The sequence below is a fragment of the Photobacterium panuliri genome (assembly GCF_059920555.1).
Map to the genome: position 1 here is coordinate 830,119 of NZ_CP197193.1, position 23,366 is coordinate 853,484.

Here is a 23,366-nt window from a genome sequence, read left to right on the forward strand (position 1 = left end):
TGGCGGCTTGTGAACCACAGCAAGGGGATGAGGTCGAAATGCAGGTGTACTACCACTAAGCACTAACGACTGAGCAACGAAAATCCACTCATAACAAAGCTGGGCATGACACTGTCCGGCTTTTTATTTCACCCAAAATCAATCCCCTACCCAGCTCAACTATTGAGAGCCTGCGATGACGTAAAAACCATTCACTGTATGTATAAACGGTTATAATGAAGTCGCTAAAAATGGCCAACATTGACCTGCTAGTAAATAGACCCCAAATGCTCACCCCCACAACACATATATAAGGCATTGATATAAAATTGAATTAATACTTCCACTTGGTATTAACGAGGTCTCATTAATACCGAATGCTCGCTTTACCCAAGCGAAAAACAGCCACTAAGCAACAATGATTTCATGCAACCTATTGACTTAAAAGAATACTGATAAGAAAATCATGCGCAATTAAGCATGTATTAGGCTGGGGAAAGCGAGCATGCTGTTTAATACACTGTTATATGGAAGAAGAATGATGAACTCTGAGGGCTGGCCCGACATATCGTATTTTCATGAAGGAACTAAACGGGCAAAGGTATTCAAAGAGTCAACTGAAGTTATCGATAGGAAAAACTTTAAAATTCTGTGTCGCTCCAAGTCAGATGGGAGCTACTGGTGTCTCGACGAAGCTGACAAGTATCAAACTAGGTTCCTCATTCGGATCTATAACGTTGATAACTGGGACAGTATTAATTCCGTTCCTCAGGAGAAACAGCTATTAATAGACAATCGTGGTGGCTTCTCCTCGTCAAAGTGTATGTGGCTGGGCTGCGAAGACCAAGCAATTAAGGAAAGTGCTTTTTGTGTGCATCATACCTACGATATGGGCGTTAGAGAGTAATTCCATATAACAAGCGCATCAAATATCGCCCCTGCGGGGGCTAGACTCACAAGACACGCTCGCCGTTTATGCGGGCCACATGGACTCCCCCGGTTGTCAACAACAGCTGCCGATAAGATAAGGTTTGGGACTGCCGCTCTACATTCGGTCTATTTGCTGGCTTATTTGCCATGACACTACGCGGTTGCGGTTCCTCATTCGTTAGAAGGCATCTGACGTGCCCGCCGCATTATCAGGTTTTCCCGCAAGAGGTCTTAACCCTATTTCATCATTGGCTATTGCATTGACCCGGTGAAGGTGTGTTGCCCTTTGTTACGCTTGGTGATTAGACCGCGACTTGGTATTCCGTATCGTTGCGCAGTAGCAACCAGATAATACGGGCGTTCTTGGCCACGAGTGCCACAATCGCCCGTTTTAAACCCCGCCTCTCGACAAGCCCTTTGCACCAGAGGCTGAGACGATCGGTCTTGTTGCCGATATTGGTAATGGCGGCACGAGCACCGTGAACCAGTAACGTTCTTAGGTATTTATCGCCTTTTTTGGTGATCCGCCCGAGCCTCGGTTTACCGCCGGTGGAATACTGGGTAGGCACTAACCCAAGCCAAGCGGCAAAGTCACGGCCTTTGTCGAACTGCTAGCCCTTGCCGATGCTGGCGATAACGGCCGTCGCCGTGATTGGTCCAACACCTGCAATCTTCATGATTTTTTGTGCATTGTTGCTGTGGTTTACCAACATATCAAAGCAGCGTTCTTGGTCAGCAATGCGTTGGTTGATAGAGAGCAGGTGATCATAGCAGTCGGCTAAGATTGCACGGGCTAAATCCGGTAGTTGATTCTCGGCATCTTCCAGTACGTGTCCGATATTCGCTTGCAGTGCATGGCGACCTTGGGGGCGATGATACCGAACTCAGCCATGACAGCCCGAATCGGGTTAAGGAGTGCTATGCGTTCATGAACCCAGTTGCCGCGGGCCCGATGGAGCATCAATATGGATTGTTGCTCGGCGGATTTGATTTTAACGAAGCGCGTTGAAGGACGGGTGACAGCCACACAAATGGCAACCGCATAATTGAGGTCGTTTTTGGCTCCCGTCCTGAAAGGCGCCACATATTTGGAGGCCATGATTTTAGCGGTATGGCCGAGCTTGGTTAATTCCCGCACCCAGTAACGGGAACTGCCGCAGGCTTCCATTCCGACAATGGCAGGAGGCAAGTTGGCAAAGAATGTAAGTACTTTTGCTCGAGATATTGTTTTGTGGATCAGGGTGTTGCCATTGGCATCCTCGCCGTGGATACTGAAGGAATGTTTGGCTAAATCAATGCCATAGATAGAAAGCGACATGGCGGCCTCCGAACGTTTTCTTACTCAGACTCACCAAGTGTGGCAGAGTCTGTATGAGGGGGAGTCCATGTCATTCGTTAGCAATACAAATGGCATGAAAGTGATATGTCTATTATTATTTAATTATTAGATGTAGTACGAATAAATTTATTTTATAAGTTTGTTTTGAGCTTAATAAATATATTCTCCTTAATTTTCGCTAAATTATGGAGTAATTATGCTTGAGTTTACATTTGTTCTTAACGGCAAAGAGTTGAGCTCGTTGACCACAGGTTCTTCATCATTCCCTGCATTTTCTGGATTTGGTGCTGATAAAAATAAGAAAATCTCACAATGTAAATCTAGTAGTGGACCAATTCCGGCTGGCACATATTATATATTTGATAGACAGTCAGGTGGTCTACTTGGTCCATTGCGAGACTTTTTTTCGGGTAAAGACCAATGGTTTGCACTGTATGCAGCGGATAGCAAGATGGATGACGAGTTGCTTTGTATAAAAGTAAAAAGAGGGCAGTTTCGCTTACATCCGAAGGGGCCTCTAGGTATCAGTCAAGGGTGCATAGTCGTCGATAATCCTAAAGATTTTGCAACAATTCGTAGTATGTTAAAAAACACATCAACGATAAAGGTTCCCGGGCTTGAGCTGGAAACATATGGGCGGGTAATTGTTAAATGAAAACTATGTTTATTAAATCGATACTGGTTATTGTAGCAACGATTATTACTTCTTTTCTATGGTTACAGTATCCAACATTATTTCCAAGTGTCTCTGAACAAAACGCAATTTTTTTAGTGCAATATTTTGAAACTAGCAATGGAGAGGATCTCGCTGATCTTGAAATGTATCTAGTTTTTGGCTTTTCATTTATAGTTGCGCTTGTTTGTATGCTAGTTGTTACATTGAGTCAGAAATTGCTAACAAAAACATCAAGGTGACGCGTTACACTCGGCGGTTTTGGTATGGAGTCTGGTGCGCTTGGTAAGTTTATCGTGGCGCACCTTATGTCAGCGTTATATGCTTGGGTGAAAAATCATGGAACATAATGAAATACATTGGCACGATTGTGAGTTGCTGTTGATGATTGAAGTACCGTCACAAAATGAATTGATATTAAGAGTTATGTACCCAGTAGATTGGGAAAATGACGTATATGAAGAGACTGATATTGTATTCAGTGGATTCCATTCTCTAAATATCAACGAAATTCCTTTTGAAGGTAATCCAACATTCTTAGGGCTAGAGTCTGTGAAAAGAGTAGATAGTGACTTGTTCAAATCGAGTTGGTTCAAGTTCAACTTAAATACAAATGCTGGTATTCGAGTGATCGAAGCCAAAAGTGTACGCCTTAGAGAACGTATATAACAAACGACTATGGCGTCAATAGCTAATTTCTGGCTATGTTTTCGTTCCACATGACGCCATCTCGATCACATATTTCATTTATAACCGACATCTGGTCGCCTAGGTGAGTAAATACCAACGAACTGTCTTGAAAGTAGTAACTTATTAATTTCATCCTTGCTAATACTTAACAGCCACACTACTATTAACCCATCCATATATCACACTAGTGAATCAAACTCGCCACACGCCAAATATTTGCAGTGAAGTCACTTTAATGATGGTTTTATTATCCAACCACTGACAGTCAAATAAACTAAGACAGCTTGAAAGCTCTATTAATAGTGTCATCTTGAATCAATAAAAATTAATGTGATATTGCTTCACAAGGCATGCGCCAAACGAACATTATCGCCTGACAACATTTTGCAGCAATCTCTCAATATTGAAATCACACATTTTAAAAACATTGCCTAATCAGTGGTTTTCACGCATTTTTTAGATCAGATTCTCCAATAAAAATAATCAACCAAAATAAAGGTGTGATCATGAAAACCAATAAGTCACTTACAGCCTTATTTATTGCTTCCGCACTATCGCTCGGTTTGGCTCAACCAACTCTGGCTCACGAATATACGCTTTCCGCACAAGATGCCGAGCGTTACGGCATCACGGTACCAACAATTAAAGTAAATTATGATGTTCTTCCCTACCAACATATTTTGTATGGTTTCCAGCTACATGTCGAATTAGAGGGAGCAACGTTAAACACGACGAACGTAAACACGCTGCGTGATGCAACTACCCTATCCACTCACAATGTTGTTCGTCCTTATCGCGCAAGCGCAAATACCATCAGCTATCGTATTTCTGGTGAATTAGATCATCGCGCAGTAAATTTCATTGATTTCACCCTCGACAAGAGCGTACTTTCAACAGACCATGATTTGACTATTCGTATTCCTGTAGAAATTGATGTCACTCCGCCAGATACACCACATTCGCAGGCCAACCAAATCGCAACCCTAAATGTAGCCAGTGTTCAAGCCGACGATTTTCTTATCGACTCGAATCGTACGCTGTATAAGATCACGCTGAAAGAAGGTGAGTTCTTGCCTGGCTGTTCAGACCCTATCGCACACAGCATTCTGCGTACCAGCAATATCGATGGCATGGTGCGGATCTGGAAGAAGACCAACAATACGGTCGAGTTTATTGTCGAAGGTGGGTACCACACTCCAATCGTAGGCAATTGGAACTTTGAGCTTGAGCCAAATACCACAACCTTGAACAAGACCCTGTATATTAGTACCCCAGTTCATCACTAAGCATTGCTCCTTGCCATAAATAAAGCACTCGTTCGCGAGTGCTTTTCTTGTTCCTCATTCTCATAACCTATTCACCTATTTGTAAAATGAGACACAATATCCAACAAATTACCAGTCTCAATTATGCGAATATGTTAGTAATTTTCTTTTTTAATATCACTTTTTTGTCACAGTCAAAATAATGACTAATTTATTCTATTATTTTCAGTTACTTATAAAAAAATCTAAATGTAACTTTTTTGCTGCCTTGATGTTTGCTTTTCTTGTTCTAAATTTAAGAATATAAAAACAGTTTGACATGCTAGTAAAAAGGAAAAAACGATGTCCAGCAGTCAATTTCAGCACATTTTTTTCATATGTGATTCAAGTCTTCAATCTTGTCTGTTTAAGGATTTTCTGGAGAAAGTCCTCAATGAAGTATTGAAATATTAACATTTGACAAATTCATCTCTGCCAACTATTGCATACAAAACCAGTCGCTAGTTATTATTGATTATACGTATATCAATGAAAGCAAGCATCAGTCCTATTATCGATATGTAACTGAACACAGATTAGAGACTAAAGAGGTATTAATAAACACCCCTATTGATACAAATCACAAAACATTATTAGGGTGGCCCAATATCACTGGTGTTTTTTACTCTAATAACAACTTAGAAATAGTTCAAAAAGGGATGAAGTGTATACTCGATGGAGAAATGTGGTTAAGTAGAAGCTTAAGCCAGAAAGTTATCCTGTCATATCGTCAGCGATCACAATATAAATTCAATATCAAACCACATACCAATCTGACGATAAGAGAAAAAGAAATATTAGATTTGCTGATACTTGGTGAATCTAATGAACAAATTGCCGCTAGCCTATTTGTCAGCGAAAATACCGTAAAATCTCACCTGCATAATGTTTTTAAAAAGATTAATGCTAAGAACAGGGTTCAGGCATTTATGTGGGCAAAGAATAATTACTACAATGACATGCCGATATGAATAAGTCTTCTCTATCTGTTGCCTTAGCAGCTTTGCTCTTCTCTAGTATCAGTTTTGCTAATGACAATAAACCATTAGAAAACGGTCCACCGCTAGAGAGTAGAGATGGCTTAGAGTCACTCGATAGCTTAACTGAAATAGACGGTATAATAATAGATAGAACACTAACCCATCTGGGTGAACAATTTTATTCTCTGTTCTCTCAAAAAATGAGTGATAAGTTTGAGAATTTAGCAGAAAACCTAACTGTGAAAGAAAGGCCAACAGCACTGAGCGGCAGTATCATAAGCGTATATCATCGCCAGAATTTGATATACCGAACAGCCATCTCACCAGGTCGTTCGCAAATAGAGCAAAAAGTCGATGACACAATTAGCGCCATCAGTACTTATGTTGTTCGCTGGAAAATTGAACGCTACCTGAAAGATACATTTGACGTCGATCATGATGAGATTTAAGGGACCGATCATGAAAAGAAAAATTATCTGTACTCTGGGCATTGCCTGTTTCAGTATTAGTGCGATAGCAACTGAGCTGACATACCGCCCCATAAACCCTAGTTTTGGAGGAAATCCTCTTAATAGTAGCCACCTACTAGGTATCGCTAATGCGATTAACGACCATAAAAACCCCGATTCGAGCAGTATTCTTGATGAACAGTCGGATCTAGATAGGCTTGCGGCTAGCCTAGAATCTCGATTAATCAGCCAGCTATTGTCAGATGTGGGTAATGGTAATACAGGCCAACTGTCAACGGATGACTTCTTGCTGAACATCGTTGATAACAATGGCGAGTTAACCATCCAAATTACCGATAAAGAAACCGGTGAATCTTCAACTATCCAAGTTAGTGGCTTAGTGCCAGATTTATAAAGGAGTACAGTAATGAAAATTACATTCGCAGTTCTGTTCTCATTTATATTAACTGGCTGTTCACTTTCCATGGACACACCAGATATAGATGAAAAGCCAAATTTAATGTCTCGTGGCGCAACTTATAATGATTTAGTCAGCTTACCTTTGCCTCGCGGTAAGGTTTACGTTTCTGTCTATGACTTCAGGGACCAAAGCGGCCAATATAAACCGCAGCCTAACAGTAACTTTTCAACCGCCGTTCCACAGGGTGCCGCAGCGCTACTGATGACATCGCTTTTAGATTCTAAATGGTTTATTCCCCTAGAACGTGAAGGGCTACAAAACTTACTGACAGAGCGGAAGATTATTAGGGCAGCGCAAAAGAAAGATGAAATCGTAGCTAATCATGGTAATGACCTCCCCTCTCTTGAATCAGCTAACATCATGTTTGAAGGGGGGATTGTAGCCTACGATACTAATATCAAAACAGGTGGTGCTGGGGCTCGATACCTCGGTATCGGTGCATCGGGGCAATTTCGGGCTGATCAAGTCACAGTTAATGTCAGAGCTGTTGATGTCAGAAGCGGAAGGATCTTGCTCAGCGTCACCACCAGCAAGACAATCTATTCCCAAGAGGTCCAGACCGGTGTATTCAAATTCATCGACTACAAAGATTTGCTGGAAGCCGAATTAGGTTACACCACCAACGAACCCGTCAATGTCGCCGTTATGTCCGCAATAGACGCCGCTGTTGTACATGTTATCGTCGACGGTATTCAAAATGGGCTCTGGACAACATTACGTGAAGAAGATCTCAACCACCCTATCCTTCAACAGTATATGGAAAGCACCCAGCCCATTATCTAATTCTTATTAAGTTAAGGTCCCACCTTTTGCCCTCCTTGGAGGGCCTTTTCATTTTTAATCTCTGTTAATACATCCAAAATTATGGCCAAAGCTCAAGAACAATCACATGAGCTAAAAAATTTCTCTACTGTTTTTTAATGGATGCTAATAATACACCAAACCAATACACACCTGTTGCAATAACCATTTGCATATGCTCTATCTAAACTTAAGTTTATCTATTCACACTTTTATCATTATTTAGAATGAGCTCTCAATAGTGATAATTAATTCAATAACATTAATCCGCCTTATATAATTTCAATCGATCGTTTAGTGAGAATCCTGTTTCAAAAGCGATAATTAATTTACAAAATAAAGCAACAAAGACGGATGTGTGATGAAACAGTTAAACAAGGCAGTAATCATATACATTGGTCTGTTTGGTTTTCAAAGCCAAGTAAATTCAAGTGACCTTGCGCTAAACGAATTGGGACATATTAACGAAGTTAGTTACGGATTTGATAATTATTCCTACATCAAAATCAACAACGGTAATGATGGACTAGCCACAATTATCCAACAAAGTTTTAGCAATGGTGGAAACAATAAGGCAGCAATTTCTCAATCTGGAAATGAAAACAAAGCAATTATTGAACAGCAAGGTGCGTTAAACAAGGCTGTAATCCAACAAGATGGTAATTACAATCTTGCATATATTTCTGAGACAGGTATTGATAACACCGGGCTCATTTTACAAGCCGGCGATAATAACAAAGCCGCCTTGGTTCAGAAAGGTAATAGTAATAAGGGAGAAATAAGTCAATACGGAAATGACAATACCGCATTAATTGTACAAAAAAGTAATGTTAGAAGTTATTACTCTGAAATAACCCAAACAGGTAACAACCAAACTCATGTAATCATCAACGGTATGAATCGAAATATCGTTATTGAATAATCACGTTTAAGGATAATATAATGAAAAAGTTAGCAATGATTATCGCAGCAAGTATGGCTTCAGGTTCAGCAATGGCTAGCCATTCAGTTTTTCAAAACGCTGCTGGATATACTGACAATAAATCTCACATTGAAGTAACCCGTGATAGTGATTACAATACCGTTGATGTATACCAGTTTTCAATCCCAACAGATGCAGACAACCGTTCTAAGGTCCTTATCGATAAAGATTCAAATCGAAACACCGTTCATGTTTTCCAAGCAGGGAAGAAGAACACTTCTATAGCTGATGTTGATAATGAGTCAAACGACAATATGCTTCATGTAAAACAGAAAGGTTACAAAAACTACTCGTTTGCTGAATCCGATGAGTATTCAGACCGTAATAAAATCACAAATGAACAATATGGTCGATTTAACAAAGCCATTAGTGAAATTGATGATGGTTCAGATGACAACAACATCCACGTTAAGCAAGATGGCAATCATAACTATAGTCATGCTGACATTGATGAAAATGCGGATCATAACACCATTGGTTTAACTCAAGAAGGTAATGGCAACGATTCCGATATCTTTATTGATTACGGTGACAGCAACCATGTTTATGGCCTTTCTAAAGGCAATGATAACGTGATTGATGTTGATATCTTGGGTGGTGGTGCCGATTATAACTATGTAGATATCAAGCAATACAGTGATGACTCTAAAGCTCAGGTTCTAATTGACGATAATGGCTATGGTTATACAGCTCATAACAAAGTGTACATCACTCAAACAGCTGAAGATTACTCTTATGTCGAAGTAAACAATAGCTCAAATGGCAATATGATTAACAACTTACAATTTTAACATTACTTGCAATACTATCTTTGGCAAGCGGCATCAGCCGCTTGCTTTTTTAATCTCCACTTACTGACACCCGAATCGCCTTGATTTTTCGGTAATAGCCATTTGCTTCTCAATTTTCTCAACAAAGTCATCCAAGCCCCCAAATGGATGCGCACTACCACAGCCGACTTTGACATTTGTTCGTGAGCGCGGTTGGGGGGTGAGACGCACTGTCCATCTCATCTCTATGCATACAAACTGCTACTTAGCATGGCCATACATCTCGTCGAAATGAGGGATATTCTTTTCCCAAATTGGCGTACCTTCACCGACTATCGACTTGAGGGTATCAATGAATAGCTTGGTCTTGATAGGCGCGTCCCGGTGCGGGTATACAGCATAGAAAGTTCCAAAATCATCAATATTCAACTGAGTCATAATGGGAACGAGTTTACCCTGCATCACTTCACCCTGAATCATCTGCGCGGTGATCACAGCAAGCGTATTACCACCTGCAGCGCTGCGGGCCAACATTTCAACATCATTGACTTTATAGGCCACATTTAATTGGAAATACTGCTGCCCGCCCTTTTCATCTTGGTAACCAAACTTATCAAACAGCAGCCCCGGAGCGGCATAAATGGTTGCAGGCAGAGATTCAAGCTTATCTATACTGTCAACCGGACCATGCTTTGCCAAGAACTCGGGGGCTGCAACAATCAATAATCGGCTACGGGCAATTTTTCTGGTGATTAAACTCGAGTTCTTCGGCTTCCCAATACGAAAACCGATATCGAATCCCTCTTGAACCATATCGACCATGCGGTCTTCCAGACAGAGTTCGAATTCAACATCTGGATATTGTTGCTGGAATAACGATATCGCATCTTGCACATATTGACGTCCAAACATCGTCGAACTGGTAATGCGCAAAATACCCCGTGGCTCTGCATGGTAGTTCTGTGCCAATCGCTGAGTATCATTCAGCAGTGTACGTAATGCTCTGGCCTGACTAACCATCTCCGCTCCTGCCGCTGTTAGAGAGAGCGAGCGCGTTGTACGATTTAGCAAACGTACGCCCAACTCACTTTCTAATCGGCTAATCTGTTTCGATATAACCGAACGGTCGACATTCTTCTGCTCAGAGACTTTAGTAAAAGAACCACGTTCAACCACATCAAGTAGTAGCAATAAACGACTAGATAAATCCATACAAAACCATTGTTGCTTTTTTAGCACCAATTATATGTCAATTAGATTATTTTTCTTCTCTTATTACATATCTATAGTAGCAACACACAACGGGGAGAGAGCCTTCTCAATAACAAGTAAACCCATACCGATTAAGGAAACAGCCATGAAAACACTGTCTATTACTCAACAAAATGGTATCGCAACCGTCGAAATCAACAACCCGCCTGTTAATGTATTAACTATCGACTTAATTAATGAAATCAATGCATTCGTACTTTCACTACAAGATGATCGTGATATCAAAGTCGTGGTGTTCAAGTCGCAGCATGAGTCCTTTTTCTTGGCTCATCTGGACTTGAATGTAATCAACGGCACACAAGGTGGCCAAGCGGCATCGATCGAGTTCAACCACATGATTGCCAATATCAAGGCAATGAAACAAGTCTCGGTCGCAGTAGTTGACGGCGTAGCACGTGGTGGCGGCAATGAATTTGTAATGGCGTGTGATTTAGCTTATGGCACCGAAAACGCGGCATTTGCTCAGCCTGAAATTCATGTCAACATCCCCACGGGCGGTCAAGGCGCGGTGCAATTTGCTCGACGTATGGGCAAAAACAAAGCGCTGCAAGCATTACTGCTAGGCAATGACTTTACATCACAGCAAGCAGAGCAACTGAATATCATCACTCAGTTTGTCCCCCAAGCCGAAATGGAAACATTCCTTACAGCAACATTAGGCGTAATTAGCCAGTTAGAAGTGCGCGATATCATGATGTACAAGGCGATCATCGCAGCTTCAATCAAAGATGAAAATGCTGGTGCGGAACTGGAACTGCGTTACTTCCTAGAACGTGCGAAAGAACAAAAAACTGCATCAATCATTGAGGCTTTTATGAAACACGGCGGCCAAACTAAACGAGAAGCAAAAGACATTCAGGGTATTTTTGTCGATACCGCAACAGAACTCCATCAATAAAATAAGAGCCAAGCGAGATCCTATGTCTAGCTTGGCTCCTATCTGCCTGTCATTGTTGACCAAATGGCTGACTAGCTGAGTGATAGCACTCAAACCTATTTCACGAATACATTCAAGCACACTGCGGCAGAACATCGAAATAATCACAAAGAAAACGTAATTTATTGAATTCCTATGCTAGTTTGCACTTTTATACTCATCCATCGTCAACCAAATCTGCGTGCTTCCCAAGTTACTGCCATGCCCGCCGATTAAAATACGTTCACCGAAAGAGAACGGTAGCTGAGTGTTCATATTTATGGTCGAATAAGGGCCATCATCTTTGCTGTTTTGAAACTGAGCGTGAATTTCGATATCCACTAAAAATTTACCCTCTGGTAGCTCAGGCGACGGCTCAATATGTAATGAACTCGGGTTATCATTTAATCCAGTAACCGGAAACTCAGCGTAATCCGCCATATCAACAACAATATTATAGTTTTTTTGCTGTTCGCTATGAGTACGCATAATTTCAAGCGTAGCTTGGTAAGCGGGTTGATCTGCCCTTTCAAAGTGCACCTTGTCATTACACAATGCAGCAGTTGAAAACAACATCAAAAAATAGAATGGCCTCATTCTCAAATACTACCTCATAGCACCCACCATCGGGCACTTTATCGAAACAGGGTATACCAAGCACAATTTAGCAGATAGCAACAACTTGAAGTTATGAGACTGAGTTTAAGAAATTAAACGATAAACATAGGGTAAGTAAACATTGGAGCAATAAACACCATGGCAATTGTTAGCTCTATACTGCCGATATAAAAATAGACAAGCATGCTTGTCTATTTTTATCAGAACCTTACCGATAAGGTAAAATTTACTCGCTATAATGCTGCAAGCACTCCACCAGCAAATCAACAAAACCTTCACGGTCGACATCAAATAACACAGTGGCATTTTCTGGGTTACCCGATACTTGGTAGCGATCCACCACGGTCATCCCTTGGGTCAATTTGCCTTCGGTTTCAATCCCTACCCAGCAATCTTTACTGGTAAACAACTCAGGCTTAAGTAACCAGGCTATCGTGCATGGGTCATGAAGCGGTGCCCCTTCCAATCCCCATTTGGGATCACGGTGGTAAATCATGAAAAAGTCGAGTAGCTCAGCCACCACATCAGAAATGGGGTTACCGATATCCCGTACGCGATCAATATCCTCATCAAGGATCTGAGCTCGGTGTGTCACATCCAACCCGCACATGGTAATAGGTACGCCCGAATTAAATACAACATCGGCAGCTTGCGGATCGACAAAAATATTAAACTCGGCAGCCGGAGACCAGTTACCGGTTTCCGCACCGCCACCCATTAGCACGATTCGCTCGATGTTATCAGTAAGCTCACGGTGCGTGGCCAACAAAAGAGCTATATTAGTCAACGGTCCTGTAGGTACAAGCGTAACTGGCTGATCACTTTCGCGAATAATACGCGCCATCAATTCAACGGCATGCTCAGAGACTGCATCAAAGCCGGGATCTGGCAATTTCGGGCCATCCAACCCGCTTTCACCATGAACATTATCAGCAATGATCAGTTCGCGACACAGCGGTTTTAGTGCACCGCCCGCGACAGGAATATCAGTTCGTCCAAGCAGGGTCAAAATGCGCAATGCATTGTTGAGGGTTTTCTCTGGGGTCTGATTGCCAGCACTGGTTGTAACGGCCTTGATATCAAATTCCGACGATGCGCAGGCAAGGATCAGAGCAATAGCATCATCATGGCCAGGATCACAATCAATAATTATTGGACGATTCATTGGGTACTCCTTGTTTTTATAAAAATATTCTATCGCGAATAAATCATCCAAAATGTGAATATGACCAGATAACCACAGTGCAAGAATAAGACCTACTTAGCATTTCTTTGATACAAGCAAACAAATTTGCCAAGCCTCCATTGCATCAGCCATATTTTGAAGAAGCTAGAATGGGCTGCCATGCTTAAGAAATGGCCTCCTTAATCTGTACCGCAACCGACGAGAGGATTAACATTTGCTAGAAAAACAAGTCCGTCATTATTTTTCTGAAAAACTGGGTACCGTCGGGATCAGCAGCGATCCCTATGGGCTGGAAATGACCAGTGTCTTCATTCTGGCCAGTTTTATCACCGCGGGCTTGAGTTACCTTGTTATGCACCATTTGATCGTGCGTACCGTAAACAATGTACTGCAGAAAACCAATCAGCCGCTGAGGGAGAGCCTATCCAAATATAATGTATTCGGAAAACTCTCGTTACTTGTTCCCTTCATGGTACTCGATGTCTTTATCCCCCTCGCCATTGGCCATTACGCCTTGCTCTCCAAAATTGTTGATCGCGTACTGAGTATCATCATTCTAAGCATCATTATCTGGATGATCTTCGCCTTGCTCGATGCGCTCAATGACATTGCCGGTAAAAAAGGCATTACCCGCAAAATGCCCATCAAGAGCTTTGTCCAGCTCATCAAATTATTCACTTTTTTTGTGGGCGTAGTGGTTTCAATGTCAATTCTGGCCAATGAGTCCCCGCTGATCTTCTTATCTGGTCTGGGGGTTGCGACCGGCTTTGTCATGTTGGTTTTCAAAGACACGATACTGGGATTTGTTGCCGGTATTCAACTATCAGCTAACCAGATGATCAGCCTGAACGACTGGATTCAGATGGACTCTCACGGCGTTAACGGGGCGGTTGAAGAAATATCCCTGACCACCATAAAAGTCAGGAATTTCGATAACACCGTCAGCATGCTGCCCGCCTATGCGCTCGTTCAGAATGCCTTCATCAACTGGCAAGGGATGTCAGACTCCGGAGGCCGCCGGATCATGCGTTCGGTGAATATTGACGTTACATCTGTTCGCTTTATGGACGATGACGAGATCGAGTCACTCAAGAACATTCGTATTTTGCGTCAGCACATCTTTGAGAAAATCCGTGAAATCAATGACTACAACGAGACACTCGATGACGAGAAGGACCCGGGAAACATCCGAAAAATGACCAATATAGGGATGTTCAGAGCCTATTTGAACGCTTATCTCCGTGCCAATAAAGACATTCACCAATATATGCTAATCATGGTTCGTCAACTGCAACCTACCGCACAGGGGCTTCCGATACAAGTCTATGCTTTTACCTGCAATACCGACTGGACTTACTACGAAGGTGTACAAGCCGACCTATTCGATCACATTTATTCAATCATGCCGCTGTTTGGCCTGCGCCCATACCAACAATTCACCAGTCATGATGCCGCTTGTATGATGAGTGTTGATACAAAAAGTACATAATAAGGGAATTACTAGACATACGAGATACTTGCTATCTTTAATAATTACACAACTGATATGCGAGCAACTACAAATTCACGAGTTAGAGGACTTGCCACCTATAAAACAGGAATTAGAATAAAACATTCCCTACAATCAGTGCTTAATATGAAATCCACCCTATTGAAAATAGCAACTTCGACTCTATCACTATTGTTAGGTTTATTAATTTATTTTTCTATTTACCCTTCAATTCTTCCTAACGATATAGCAATTAAACATGGTATAGAGCCATCCTTCGTCGATCCAAGATTACTATGGGCATTAATCATTGCGACACCAGTCCTTCTTTGCACTCAACAAAAATATAAATTGCTCAACATTATAGGATGGGGATTACTCACCTTCTTGTTAGTGTCATTAGCCTTACAATAAACCACTTCTTCACATTACATATGAATTCCCGATAATTGAGTACATATATAAATCACATTAGTCTAAAAAATAAAAAACAATGAGAAATGGTGTTAAAAAGGCCATGCGAACACAGCCTCCTATTATATCTGTCCAGCACTCGCACTATTTATAACTCTAAGACACGAGTACTCATCACAAAAGTATCAGCGTTTTTTATACACCACGCAGAAATTGCCGCGTTTTGTGCGACATTTTGAGCATCTTTCGCAATCAACAGGGGCTTGGCTGCCTTCTTTCCAGCGCTTGACCAAATGCGGTTCAGCAAGCAATGGCCGAGACAGCGCAAAGAACTGAATCTGGGTCTTATGTGCAATCTCTTCTATGGCACAAATATCACTCAACCCACCAACAGTGATAATCGGCACATTCACTTCCTGGCTAACCACATCGCCGTACTCATGGAAGTAACCTTCTTGTTGCAGCGTATAGCCGTCAAACGATTCCCCCACCAGCGTGCTGGCATTGCCATGGATATTGCCGGAAATAATAATGGCATCAACACCAATGTCTGCCAGCTTTTGGCAAATCAACCGCGTTTCAGCGAAAGTCAGCCCGCCATCAAAGAACTCGGATGCGGTTAGCTTTACCAATACCGGATAATCATCACCAACAACATTGCGGATAGCGGCATAGATCTCAAGCAGAAAACGCATCCGGTTGTCTAGACTTCCGCCATACTGATCGTCACGGCGGTTGTAATACGGGCTTAGGAACTGATTGATCAAATAGGTATGTGCCGCATGAATTTCAACGCCATCAAAACCCGATGCCTTGGCTCGGCGGCTCGCCTGAGCAAAAGCATCAACGATGTAGTCGATCTCTTCTTGGGTCATCGCTTTGCCTTGCGTTTTGGTGCCACGCTCCGGCACATCGCTTGGTGCGAAAATAACACGTTCACCAACGTTGTAAGTAGTTTTAGTACCGCCATAAGCCAACTGCATGACAATTTTAGAGTCGTGGCCATGCACCAAGTCCGTCAGCTTCTGATATTCTTCAATAAAAGAATCATTGTACATACCCATCATGCCGGCATTGGGCTTCTCTTCTTCGACAATATTCGCATAACCGGTCACGATCAGGCCGACTTCACCTTTCGCCAACTCTTCGTAGACAGCATAGAGTTTGTCTGTCATATGGCCATCTTCTGTTGCCATATTTTCCCACGTTGCGCTTCGTACAAAGCGGTTTTTTAGTGCCATGCTGCCAATACGGGCTGCTGAAAACAAAGTGCTCAAGTCCTGTCCTCTTTTATCATTTTTTTAGGTGTGGCTCATCAGCGTATTAAAAACAAAAAAAACAGCCATACGATAAGCATGGCTGTTTTTTATGCATACGTGATTTACAGCGGCGCACATTACCCGCGATAGCGAGGCAGATCCTTAATCTGGATTAAACTATTGTCACTTTACTCATTCAATATTGGCTAGGTTCAGCGCCCAGCAAGCATTGAGCCCTATCTAAGCACGTCCTTTGCCGTCCCCTGCCATATGCTGCCAATGTTTCAGGCCTTCCAACACCCCTTCTGCATGGGTGGCATGACTTGTGTAGACATTATCGAGATCTGACAAGTGGGCCACTTCCGGATAATGATTGGCAACCAAAATGGCATTGATACCGCTAATCGTCAGCATGGCGGTATCATTGGCGGAATCGCCAGCCACGCAAACCTCCCCCGGCAGCAGGCCGTGCTTATTCATGAGGTGGTGAATCGCCGCCGCTTTGTTGACCCCTTTCGGGGTGACATCCAAGAACCAGTCATGGGAATAGGTCAGATCAACATGAATCGCGTTCTGCTCTAGTACTGCCGCTACCGTTGCGTACTGCTGTTGACTGAGTTTCCCCTCAAACGTGATTTTATAGTCCCCTTGGTGCCGACTATTGATGGCCCCCAGAAAACCCACCTCTTCGAGCACATCTTGAATAACAGGCTTATTCCAGACCGACTGTAACTGATCGCGCCAGAGTACATCTAACACACAATCATGACCGTGGTGAATCTGGGTACCCACATCACTGATAATGGAATGCGGACGGGGGTAGTTATCCTCTTTCAACCCGAGACTGATAGAAGGGAAAGTTCTTCCTGTGGCAATAACAAAGCGCAAGTTCGGCTGTTCGTGCACATAATCAGCAAATTTACCGATACCACTCGCAGCACCACCATGAAGCGTACCGTCGAAATCACATACCAGCATTTTGATCATTAGCTTACCTACTGTCGAAAACTTTCTTTTATCATACGAGTTTGCTTACCCACAAAACGTGCGCAATCTAGACAATAGGTAATTTTGACGGCTACAAAAAAACCGCCATCAGGCGGTTTTCAATAAAAACGTTATACCATTAAGCACAACATTTTTTGTATTTCTTGCCGCTGCCGCAAGAGCATGGATCGTTACGGTTTGGGGTTTTCTCAAACGTCATCGTCTTTGGTTTGTGCAAAACGCCATCTAGCTCCACTGTATTTTCTTCTTGGTTTGCATCAACAACAATGTTCGCAACAAGATTATGCTCAGCAACCAAGGCTTCAATCTCAGCTTTGCGCTCGTCGCTGTTGACCACAACGTTGATTGGCGCTTCTTCAGTGCCAGCCTTCACCACACGCTTCACGTTGTAGCCAGACATCACATGGTTTTGCCGAGTTTCGATGCGGCCTTTGTAAAACATTTTAGACATTGGAGACTCATTAACAGTTGGTATTACAAATAATAGGTCGGTGATTATACTCATCTACGACAATTTATACATACCCAAGTTACCTCAAGCTGCCGGGGGAATGCTACAAAGCCGCCAAACAATAACGCCACCATTCCAGAGAGCGTCAAGCCTAACTCCCACATCCTGAACTCACACGGTAACTGGCGACGTAAGAATAACCCCGCCGACAATTTCGCCGTTCTTTACCGCAACCAAGGTATTATTCGAAAATGAAAAAAACAACCGCATCAGAAAAGGAAAGGCTATATTCATCACGGCTTTCATCGCCTTTTTTTCATCTGCTTTCATCTGGCGTATTTCAATATCCTGATTGGGCACTGCTACTCCTTAGTTATCCATCCGTCACCCATCGTGCAGTCTACATACCCATGCTATTTTTACGTCAAAAAAAGAATAATTCTCCGACCCAACTATCAATAATAATTCCATGCCCCCGTTAACCATCACCAATAGGTTTTCGAGGCGAATCAAATTTTTTTATATTGCAATTAGCTGATATATATTCAAAACTTGCTCCTACGCTATTTCCGTTAAGAGATACCACTATGAGCCAAATAGAGTCCCCTATCGAATCCAACAACGACATAATCGAAGAACAAAAATCACCAACTAAAATATATTCCCCCAACCAAGTTGCCTGCGGCACACTGGGTGGACCTGTCGGACTTGTCTATTTTCTGTATGCCAATTTCCAGACCCTAAACCAAGAAGAAATGAAAAAGAAGACCCTGCTCTGGGGAGCGATTTTCATTGCCATTCTTGTCTTTTGCCTGCCATTTATTCCAGAAGAGATCCCAAGTTCTGCATTCACTGCGGTCTATATTGTTTTGGGGAAAATGACCGCTGAAAATTACCAGATGAAGAAAGAAGACATCATTGCATCTGAAGACTACGAGTTCCACTCCAACTGGCGAGTATTCGGCTTGTCTATTCTTTGCCTAATCGGGAGTATCGTTGTTATCTTTATTCCATTATTCATCATGGCTATGGCAGGGATCATCGCTTAACTATGCCGCTATTCTCGCCGGAGATAACAATGGCTCTATATACGAGTCTATAAGCTATCCTTAAAACTGGCTTGTTTTAGAGCAGTTGAAGGCCGTCAGATTCCATTCAAGCGATAAGCTCGGTAAAGTAGGCACATCACAGCATATTAAAGTGAGAGCACGATGAATTTTGATAACAACATTATCGACAACCTAGAGGAACTTGAAGCGTTTCTGCTGTCGGTAGAAAGTGGTGGCCTTGGCCTAAGTAATGTTGCTGGTGTAGCTTTGGCAACCAGCAATGCTGATGGCCGACCTTTTATTGCCGTTCTTGATGACAAACACCAACTGCTGCTTGGCCGCTGGGTCTCTCAAGAAGTTTATGAAAACGGCAAAGACATGGTTCGTCATGGCCCTAAGAAAAAAATGCACTAATTTTCTGCATTAACACAAACGCCACAGTTCAATACTGTGGCGTTTGTCTTTTCAATTAGCGTTTGTTCTTCTTAACCTGAAACTGCTTGGCACTCGTCTTGCGTGCAGTCCGGCGATTCGCTTGCTTGTCACGCTTCGGTCGCTTACTTTCACCTGTCGACGGTTTGTCCGTAACAGGAAACCCCGCTAGTGCTTGTAATTGCAGCTCACGGTTTACCATTTGGCGAATTGCCGCCAAATACTCGCTCTCACCATGACAAACAAGCGAAACGGCCAAACCATTCTCACCGGCACGTGCCGTTCGGCCAACACGGTGAACATACACAGACGGATTGGCTGGCAGTTCAAAGTTCACAACCACAGGCAAGCGCTCTACGTGGATCCCTCTGGCAAGCAAATCGGTCGCAATAAGTACCTGAACCTTCTTGTCTTTGAAATCAGCAAGGACTTGCTCCCGCTCACCCTGAGATTTATCGCCGTGCAGGGCTGCTACCGAAATACCAGCCTTGGTTAATTTTTTGCACAGAGCATCAGCATTATCACGGGCGCCGATAAACACCAATACCTGCTCCCACCCTTGTTGCTCGATAAGGGTAATAAGGGCCTGTGTCTTGCTGCCTTTGTTCACCAAATATAGGCGTTCTTCAATTTGCTCTACCACGCTATTGGCAACATGTGCTTTAACTACAGCAGGCTTATGCAGAACATTCGCCACGATTTGCTCTAATTGCTCAGGTAAGGTCGCAGAAAACATCAATGACTGGCGCTTTGCGGGAAGCAGCGCAAGAATACGCTGAACATCAGGCCAAAAGCCCATCTCCAACAAGCGATCCGCCTCGTCAAAAACAAGTTTGTCGATTCCGTCCGTTTCAATTGCGCCATCATTGAGCAAATCCAGCAGACGCCCCGGTGTCGCAACTAAAATTTCCGGTTTCGCCGATAACAACTCAAGCTGTTCGGCCTTATCGACGCCGCCGCACAATGCCATAACGCGCAGATTCATATTGTGCGCAACGCTTGCCAATGCCGCTGAAACCTGAATCGCCAACTCTCGGGTCGGCACCATAACAACGGCCCGGTGCATACCGGCATTCAATGCCGCCGATTCAAGCAATGGAAGGCCATAGGCAAAGGTCTTGCCTGTTCCTGTCTGCGCCAGCGCCAGCACGTCGTTGTTAGCTAAAATGGCCGGGATGGCCAGTGTTTGGATCTCTGTCGGCGTTTTGAATTGGCTTGGCAGCGCAGCTACGAGCTTCGCGCTCAAATTTAGCGAAGAAAAAGGCATAGTGTCATATCATCAATGTTCGGGGGCGCTAGGATACGACATTCGCTGCGCAAGGTTAATGGATTTGTCGCCCAGAGCACTTAATATCATGTGATCGTTTTTTCTATATACCATGTTCCATGGCATGGGGCATTGGTCACCTTCCACTCCCCTTCGATGCGATCACCGATAACATTGCCGGTAAAACGATACCCCCAGCGTGGATTGTCAGCGTAGATATCCAATTTACCCTGTGCCGAAACCCAGCCTTTCAATTGTGTATTGTTATACATTAAACGAAACGTCACGTTGCCTTCTTTGATCGTGCCGACAATACGAGTCTGCAGGCAGATTTTATCCCCGCTCACATCAATACGGCGGCCTACCCAATCACCATCAAACACCTTACCAACGGCAAATGATGGCCCACTTGGTGGCGGAACTTGCGCCATTGATACACGTTCGGAACCCGTTGTGCCCTGCATAACAAACATCACCGCCACCAGCCCTACAACCGACAGTAATAGAAACTTGACCATGACACACTCCCTTGTCTTTAAATGTCGTTCATAATCCTTAAATCAATGACTCTGAATGCCGCATCTTACGGTCACTTAGATATAAGGCAGCATGTTGCCATACTGCCTTATACAATCATTAGTTGCTCGAGCGGAAAATACAATTTTTTGCATATTCAGCGGCATCATTAGCAGACCAGTCCCCTTTCGCCTTTTTATCCATCTCCTCACACCACTCAGGGCTTCCTACTTCCGGCGAGCATCCTGTCATACCAATCAGAGCAGTGAACAAACACACATAAACCCACTTCATCATTAGCTTTCTCCATCATTGTCAACATCACTAAACGCCCTCTGTGCTTATGTCTACACGAATGTATTGGCTTTCCATCAAAGTGTAGATTGGCTGACATAATGGCGGCATCACAAGGTCGTTTGTGCATAGTCGTATTCTGGCAAAATTACTGGCTCCGCAGGATGAAAAATACTAATACCGTTGATTGAGAAATAGACATGAATCCCAGCTTCAGAAAATCAGCAGTCATTCTCATGCTAATGACAGCCCTATCGATGGATTCACCCTCTTGGCACTCAATGATAAATATCCCACTCCCAGAGTTTTTATACTTCTTACCAACCAGCCACCACCTATCTTGCGAGAAGCGAAATGAAATCAATCATCACCAAAGTGAAACAGTTCCTTTTAACGCCATACGGTAAGGCTTACTTGGTTTTCATCACTCTCACGAAACTCTACTTGGTGTATAAGTGGGCGCTTAACCACGTAAAATCATTCAGTGCGGATCTATTCGAATTAATGGGCGCATCTGTGATTGTTGGTGAGTCTATCGGCACACTGAGCTTCACGGCTATCTGTGGCTATTTCACCCTCACTACCATAATCAACATATTCCGCTCTACGCCTAAATCTGTTGTGCCGTCTTAATAGCTAATAGATCGTCGCTATGCCTTATAAAAGCCGCATCAGTGCGGCTTTTTTTGTGGTTGAAGAAACAGCCGCCCTTCAGGAATATATGCTACGCTGATCCCCAAGATACTTTCTATTCCTGTCCCTATGGCAATAAACACAGCCGTACGACGATGAGCCAGACAATGCAACCAGGTCAACTGATCCCGCTAATCAAAACCGTCCATGCCGCAACCTTTATTGAGTTACTTAGGAATTTCGAAACAGATATCTACCCGCTCCTGAAAACGGCCGGATTACCTGATGATATTTTGCGCGGCAAGCATGAATTCATCCCCGAAAAACCAGTAAAACACCTACTGGGGCTTATGGCCGAGCGTGCTGAACCCGAACGCTACGGCGATTTGCTGAGAACCCTGATTCAAACCTACTTTATTCCCAAAATGCTACGGCATCTAACGAACCCACAAACCTTAGGGGAAGCCATTTTCCAGTTAAAAACGGCTATTCGCCATGATTCACCCTCGGCCAGTATTGACCTTGAGTATTTCAATCATGTGCCTTGGTTCTGTCGCTACAAGCAAAACGACCATTCCACCGGGTTCCTATGGGCTGAAATATTCTCGATCCTATTCCTCATTGAATTTATTCGCATGGCAGGTGAATGCGACTGGCAGCCCGCCTCTATCGCCATCCAATCAGATGATGCAGGCATTCTGGCGGCGGTGATTAACTGCCCCGAAACGGTTCTTTACGCCAAACGCCGTCTTTCCGCCGTCGAACTTTCCGAATCACTGCTCAACTCACCGTTCAACCTTCCGGCACGATTTGACAATATTCAGCAAGTGCCCCCCCACCAACCCAATTTTATCGAGAGTTTATATCTGGCACTGACCCCTTATCTCGGGCAGCAATCATTCACTATCGAACAAGCTGCGGAACTGATGAATACCAGTGTCCGCACATTGCAGCGACGCCTCTCAGACGAAGGCACCACCTTCAAACAGGTCAGGGAAAACATCATGCTAACCACCGCCTGCCAAATGATGGAAGATAAGCAATTCTCCCTCACTGATATCGCCACCGAGCTGGGCTATGCGGATATCGCCCATTTTTCACGTGCATTCAAGAAACTGACCGGATTTCCGCCGCGAATCTACCGCCAGCGATTTTTATAACCGACATAGCAAAAAGCCAGTCGA

Annotated in this window: 26 protein-coding genes and 2 pseudogenes; 17 read left to right on the forward strand and 11 right to left on the reverse strand. The window is 43.3% G+C overall.

Annotated elements, in window-relative coordinates; all coding sequences use genetic code 11:
* Positions 1–517 precede the first annotated feature (517 nt).
* Positions 518–886: a hypothetical protein gene (locus tag ACSF8X_RS20030; RefSeq protein ID WP_500851219.1), complete on the forward strand. Its 369-nt coding sequence runs from the start codon at positions 518–520 to the stop codon at positions 884–886.
* A 325-nt stretch (positions 887–1,211) separates the two neighbouring features.
* On the opposite strand, the pseudogene ACSF8X_RS20035 reads toward ACSF8X_RS20030, so the two are convergent.
* Positions 1,212–2,227, reverse strand: a pseudogene (locus tag ACSF8X_RS20035) (IS110 family RNA-guided transposase).
* 217 nt (positions 2,228–2,444) lie between these two features.
* Here ACSF8X_RS20035 and ACSF8X_RS20040 point away from each other — a divergent pair.
* From ACSF8X_RS20040 to ACSF8X_RS20085, 10 genes and pseudogenes are all read left to right on the forward strand, one after another.
* On the forward strand, positions 2,445–2,903 hold the full coding sequence (locus tag ACSF8X_RS20040; RefSeq protein ID WP_500851220.1) for a DUF2778 domain-containing protein: 459 nt from the start codon (positions 2,445–2,447) through the stop codon (positions 2,901–2,903).
* Between the two features lie 357 nt (positions 2,904–3,260).
* Positions 3,261–3,590 carry a hypothetical protein gene (locus ACSF8X_RS20045; protein ID WP_500851221.1) on the forward strand — a complete coding sequence of 110 codons (330 nt, stop codon included), beginning with the start codon at positions 3,261–3,263 and terminating at the stop codon, positions 3,588–3,590.
* Between the two features lie 527 nt (positions 3,591–4,117).
* Positions 4,118–4,897 (forward strand): hypothetical protein, encoded by a 780-nt coding sequence (locus ACSF8X_RS20050; RefSeq protein ID WP_500851222.1) that lies wholly within the window; start codon positions 4,118–4,120, stop codon positions 4,895–4,897.
* A 503-nt stretch (positions 4,898–5,400) separates the two neighbouring features.
* Positions 5,401–5,553, forward strand: a pseudogene (locus tag ACSF8X_RS20055) (hypothetical protein); the annotation flags it as partial.
* Positions 5,554–5,598: 45 nt separating this feature from the next.
* On the forward strand, positions 5,599–5,886 hold the full coding sequence (locus tag ACSF8X_RS20060) for a response regulator transcription factor (protein ID WP_500851223.1): 288 nt from the start codon (positions 5,599–5,601) through the stop codon (positions 5,884–5,886).
* Entirely contained in the window at positions 5,883–6,344 is a 462-nt protein-coding gene (locus ACSF8X_RS20065; protein WP_500851224.1) for a CsgE family curli-type amyloid fiber assembly protein, read from the forward strand. Before ACSF8X_RS20060 ends, ACSF8X_RS20065 begins: the two co-directional genes overlap by 4 nt.
* 10 nt (positions 6,345–6,354) lie before the next feature.
* On the forward strand, positions 6,355–6,759 hold the full coding sequence (locus tag ACSF8X_RS20070; protein ID WP_500851225.1) for a curli assembly protein CsgF: 405 nt from the start codon (positions 6,355–6,357) through the stop codon (positions 6,757–6,759).
* Between the two features lie 12 nt (positions 6,760–6,771).
* On the forward strand, positions 6,772–7,608 hold the full coding sequence (locus ACSF8X_RS20075) for a CsgG/HfaB family protein (RefSeq protein ID WP_500851226.1): 837 nt from the start codon (positions 6,772–6,774) through the stop codon (positions 7,606–7,608).
* Positions 7,609–7,987: 379 nt separating this feature from the next.
* Entirely contained in the window at positions 7,988–8,548 is a 561-nt protein-coding gene (locus ACSF8X_RS20080; RefSeq protein WP_500851227.1) for a hypothetical protein, read from the forward strand.
* 20 nt (positions 8,549–8,568) lie between these two features.
* Complete coding sequence (locus tag ACSF8X_RS20085) at positions 8,569–9,399, forward strand: hypothetical protein (RefSeq protein WP_500851228.1); 831 nt, start codon at positions 8,569–8,571, stop codon at positions 9,397–9,399.
* A gap of 240 nt (positions 9,400–9,639) precedes the next feature.
* On the opposite strand, the gene ACSF8X_RS20090 is transcribed toward ACSF8X_RS20085, so the two are convergent.
* The gene (locus ACSF8X_RS20090) at positions 9,640–10,590 is read right to left on the reverse strand and encodes a LysR family transcriptional regulator (protein WP_500851229.1); all 951 of its coding nucleotides are present in this window, start codon (positions 10,588–10,590) and stop codon (positions 9,640–9,642) included.
* Between the two features lie 145 nt (positions 10,591–10,735).
* Between ACSF8X_RS20090 and ACSF8X_RS20095 the strand changes: the two genes are divergently transcribed.
* Positions 10,736–11,548, forward strand: coding sequence for an enoyl-CoA hydratase/isomerase family protein (locus ACSF8X_RS20095; RefSeq protein ID WP_500851230.1), 813 nt, complete (start codon positions 10,736–10,738; stop codon positions 11,546–11,548).
* A gap of 177 nt (positions 11,549–11,725) precedes the next feature.
* Here ACSF8X_RS20095 and ACSF8X_RS20100 read toward each other — a convergent pair whose 3' ends face one another.
* Together ACSF8X_RS20100 and rihA are read right to left on the reverse strand one after the other, a co-directional pair.
* Positions 11,726–12,163 (reverse strand): hypothetical protein, encoded by a 438-nt coding sequence (locus tag ACSF8X_RS20100; protein ID WP_500851231.1) that lies wholly within the window; start codon positions 12,161–12,163, stop codon positions 11,726–11,728.
* Positions 12,164–12,410: 247 nt separating this feature from the next.
* The gene (gene rihA, locus ACSF8X_RS20105) at positions 12,411–13,349 is read right to left on the reverse strand and encodes a pyrimidine-specific ribonucleoside hydrolase RihA (protein ID WP_500851232.1); all 939 of its coding nucleotides are present in this window, start codon (positions 13,347–13,349) and stop codon (positions 12,411–12,413) included.
* A gap of 235 nt (positions 13,350–13,584) precedes the next feature.
* Between rihA and ACSF8X_RS20110 the strand changes: the two genes are divergently transcribed.
* Positions 13,585–14,859, forward strand: a complete 1,275-nt coding sequence (locus tag ACSF8X_RS20110; RefSeq protein ID WP_500851233.1) for a mechanosensitive ion channel family protein — start codon at positions 13,585–13,587, stop codon at positions 14,857–14,859.
* Positions 14,860–15,458: 599 nt separating this feature from the next.
* Here ACSF8X_RS20110 and ACSF8X_RS20115 read toward each other — a convergent pair.
* The 4 genes from ACSF8X_RS20115 to ACSF8X_RS20130 all read right to left on the reverse strand — a co-directional run bounded on the left by ACSF8X_RS20115 (position 15,459) and on the right by ACSF8X_RS20130 (position 18,351).
* Positions 15,459–16,550, reverse strand: coding sequence for an NADH:flavin oxidoreductase (locus ACSF8X_RS20115; protein WP_047880169.1), 1,092 nt, complete (start codon positions 16,548–16,550; stop codon positions 15,459–15,461).
* Between the two features lie 222 nt (positions 16,551–16,772).
* The gene (locus ACSF8X_RS20120) at positions 16,773–17,519 is read right to left on the reverse strand and encodes an HAD-IIB family hydrolase (protein ID WP_500851234.1); all 747 of its coding nucleotides are present in this window, start codon (positions 17,517–17,519) and stop codon (positions 16,773–16,775) included.
* Positions 17,520–17,658: 139 nt separating this feature from the next.
* Positions 17,659–17,991 (reverse strand): PBPRA1643 family SWIM/SEC-C metal-binding motif protein, encoded by a 333-nt coding sequence (locus tag ACSF8X_RS20125; RefSeq protein ID WP_047880167.1) that lies wholly within the window; start codon positions 17,989–17,991, stop codon positions 17,659–17,661.
* Positions 17,992–18,162: 171 nt separating this feature from the next.
* Positions 18,163–18,351 (reverse strand): GNAT family N-acetyltransferase, encoded by a 189-nt coding sequence (locus tag ACSF8X_RS20130; RefSeq protein WP_500851235.1) that lies wholly within the window; start codon positions 18,349–18,351, stop codon positions 18,163–18,165.
* Between the two features lie 227 nt (positions 18,352–18,578).
* On the opposite strand from ACSF8X_RS20130, the gene ACSF8X_RS20135 reads away from it, so the two are divergent.
* Together ACSF8X_RS20135 and ACSF8X_RS20140 are read left to right on the forward strand one after the other, a co-directional pair.
* Positions 18,579–19,040: a hypothetical protein gene (locus tag ACSF8X_RS20135; RefSeq protein WP_500851236.1), complete on the forward strand. Its 462-nt coding sequence runs from the start codon at positions 18,579–18,581 to the stop codon at positions 19,038–19,040.
* A gap of 162 nt (positions 19,041–19,202) precedes the next feature.
* A complete protein-coding gene (locus ACSF8X_RS20140; protein ID WP_047880165.1) occupies positions 19,203–19,454 on the forward strand; it encodes a hypothetical protein in 252 nt (83 codons plus the stop codon).
* Between the two features lie 55 nt (positions 19,455–19,509).
* On the opposite strand, the gene ACSF8X_RS20145 is transcribed toward ACSF8X_RS20140, so the two are convergent.
* From ACSF8X_RS20145 to ACSF8X_RS20155, 3 genes are all read right to left on the reverse strand, one after another.
* Positions 19,510–20,739 carry a DEAD/DEAH box helicase gene (locus tag ACSF8X_RS20145; protein ID WP_500851237.1) on the reverse strand — a complete coding sequence of 410 codons (1,230 nt, stop codon included), beginning with the start codon at positions 20,737–20,739 and terminating at the stop codon, positions 19,510–19,512.
* A gap of 86 nt (positions 20,740–20,825) precedes the next feature.
* Entirely contained in the window at positions 20,826–21,257 is a 432-nt protein-coding gene (locus ACSF8X_RS20150) for a hypothetical protein (protein ID WP_500851238.1), read from the reverse strand.
* A 118-nt stretch (positions 21,258–21,375) separates the two neighbouring features.
* On the reverse strand, positions 21,376–21,552 hold the full coding sequence (locus ACSF8X_RS20155) for a DUF3012 domain-containing protein (protein ID WP_338048476.1): 177 nt from the start codon (positions 21,550–21,552) through the stop codon (positions 21,376–21,378).
* A gap of 351 nt (positions 21,553–21,903) precedes the next feature.
* On the opposite strand from ACSF8X_RS20155, the gene ACSF8X_RS20160 reads away from it, so the two are divergent.
* Positions 21,904–22,182 carry a hypothetical protein gene (locus ACSF8X_RS20160; protein ID WP_500851239.1) on the forward strand — a complete coding sequence of 93 codons (279 nt, stop codon included), beginning with the start codon at positions 21,904–21,906 and terminating at the stop codon, positions 22,180–22,182.
* 167 nt (positions 22,183–22,349) lie between these two features.
* Complete coding sequence (locus tag ACSF8X_RS20165) at positions 22,350–23,342, forward strand: helix-turn-helix transcriptional regulator (RefSeq protein WP_500851240.1); 993 nt, start codon at positions 22,350–22,352, stop codon at positions 23,340–23,342.
* The last annotated feature ends 24 nt before the right edge of the window (positions 23,343–23,366 follow it).

Bases quoted from the DNA above. Each gene is read 5' to 3' on its own strand.
- ACSF8X_RS20030 (WP_500851219.1), top strand. From the start codon at position 518: ATGATGAACTCTGAGGGCTGGCCCGACATATCGTATTTTCATGAAGGA.
- ACSF8X_RS20040 (WP_500851220.1), top strand. From the start codon at position 2,445: ATGCTTGAGTTTACATTTGTTCTTAACGGCAAAGAGTTGAGCTCGTTG.
- ACSF8X_RS20045 (WP_500851221.1), top strand. From the start codon at position 3,261: ATGGAACATAATGAAATACATTGGCACGATTGTGAGTTGCTGTTGATG.
- ACSF8X_RS20050 (WP_500851222.1), top strand. From the start codon at position 4,118: ATGAAAACCAATAAGTCACTTACAGCCTTATTTATTGCTTCCGCACTA.
- ACSF8X_RS20060 (WP_500851223.1), top strand. From the start codon at position 5,599: ATGTGGTTAAGTAGAAGCTTAAGCCAGAAAGTTATCCTGTCATATCGT.
- ACSF8X_RS20065 (WP_500851224.1), top strand. From the start codon at position 5,883: ATGAATAAGTCTTCTCTATCTGTTGCCTTAGCAGCTTTGCTCTTCTCT.
- ACSF8X_RS20070 (WP_500851225.1), top strand. From the start codon at position 6,355: ATGAAAAGAAAAATTATCTGTACTCTGGGCATTGCCTGTTTCAGTATT.
- ACSF8X_RS20075 (WP_500851226.1), top strand. From the start codon at position 6,772: ATGAAAATTACATTCGCAGTTCTGTTCTCATTTATATTAACTGGCTGT.
- ACSF8X_RS20080 (WP_500851227.1), top strand. From the start codon at position 7,988: ATGAAACAGTTAAACAAGGCAGTAATCATATACATTGGTCTGTTTGGT.
- ACSF8X_RS20085 (WP_500851228.1), top strand. From the start codon at position 8,569: ATGAAAAAGTTAGCAATGATTATCGCAGCAAGTATGGCTTCAGGTTCA.
- ACSF8X_RS20090 (WP_500851229.1), bottom strand. From the start codon at position 10,590: ATGGATTTATCTAGTCGTTTATTGCTACTACTTGATGTGGTTGAACGT.
- ACSF8X_RS20095 (WP_500851230.1), top strand. From the start codon at position 10,736: ATGAAAACACTGTCTATTACTCAACAAAATGGTATCGCAACCGTCGAA.
- ACSF8X_RS20100 (WP_500851231.1), bottom strand. From the start codon at position 12,163: ATGAGGCCATTCTATTTTTTGATGTTGTTTTCAACTGCTGCATTGTGT.
- rihA (WP_500851232.1), bottom strand. From the start codon at position 13,349: ATGAATCGTCCAATAATTATTGATTGTGATCCTGGCCATGATGATGCT.
- ACSF8X_RS20120 (WP_500851234.1), bottom strand. From the start codon at position 17,519: ATGATCAAAATGCTGGTATGTGATTTCGACGGTACGCTTCATGGTGGT.
- ACSF8X_RS20125 (WP_047880167.1), bottom strand. From the start codon at position 17,991: ATGTCTAAAATGTTTTACAAAGGCCGCATCGAAACTCGGCAAAACCAT.
- ACSF8X_RS20135 (WP_500851236.1), top strand. From the start codon at position 18,579: ATGAGCCAAATAGAGTCCCCTATCGAATCCAACAACGACATAATCGAA.
- ACSF8X_RS20140 (WP_047880165.1), top strand. From the start codon at position 19,203: ATGAATTTTGATAACAACATTATCGACAACCTAGAGGAACTTGAAGCG.
- ACSF8X_RS20145 (WP_500851237.1), bottom strand. From the start codon at position 20,739: ATGCCTTTTTCTTCGCTAAATTTGAGCGCGAAGCTCGTAGCTGCGCTG.
- ACSF8X_RS20150 (WP_500851238.1), bottom strand. From the start codon at position 21,257: ATGGTCAAGTTTCTATTACTGTCGGTTGTAGGGCTGGTGGCGGTGATG.
- ACSF8X_RS20155 (WP_338048476.1), bottom strand. From the start codon at position 21,552: ATGATGAAGTGGGTTTATGTGTGTTTGTTCACTGCTCTGATTGGTATG.
- ACSF8X_RS20160 (WP_500851239.1), top strand. From the start codon at position 21,904: ATGAAATCAATCATCACCAAAGTGAAACAGTTCCTTTTAACGCCATAC.
- ACSF8X_RS20165 (WP_500851240.1), top strand. From the start codon at position 22,350: ATGCAACCAGGTCAACTGATCCCGCTAATCAAAACCGTCCATGCCGCA.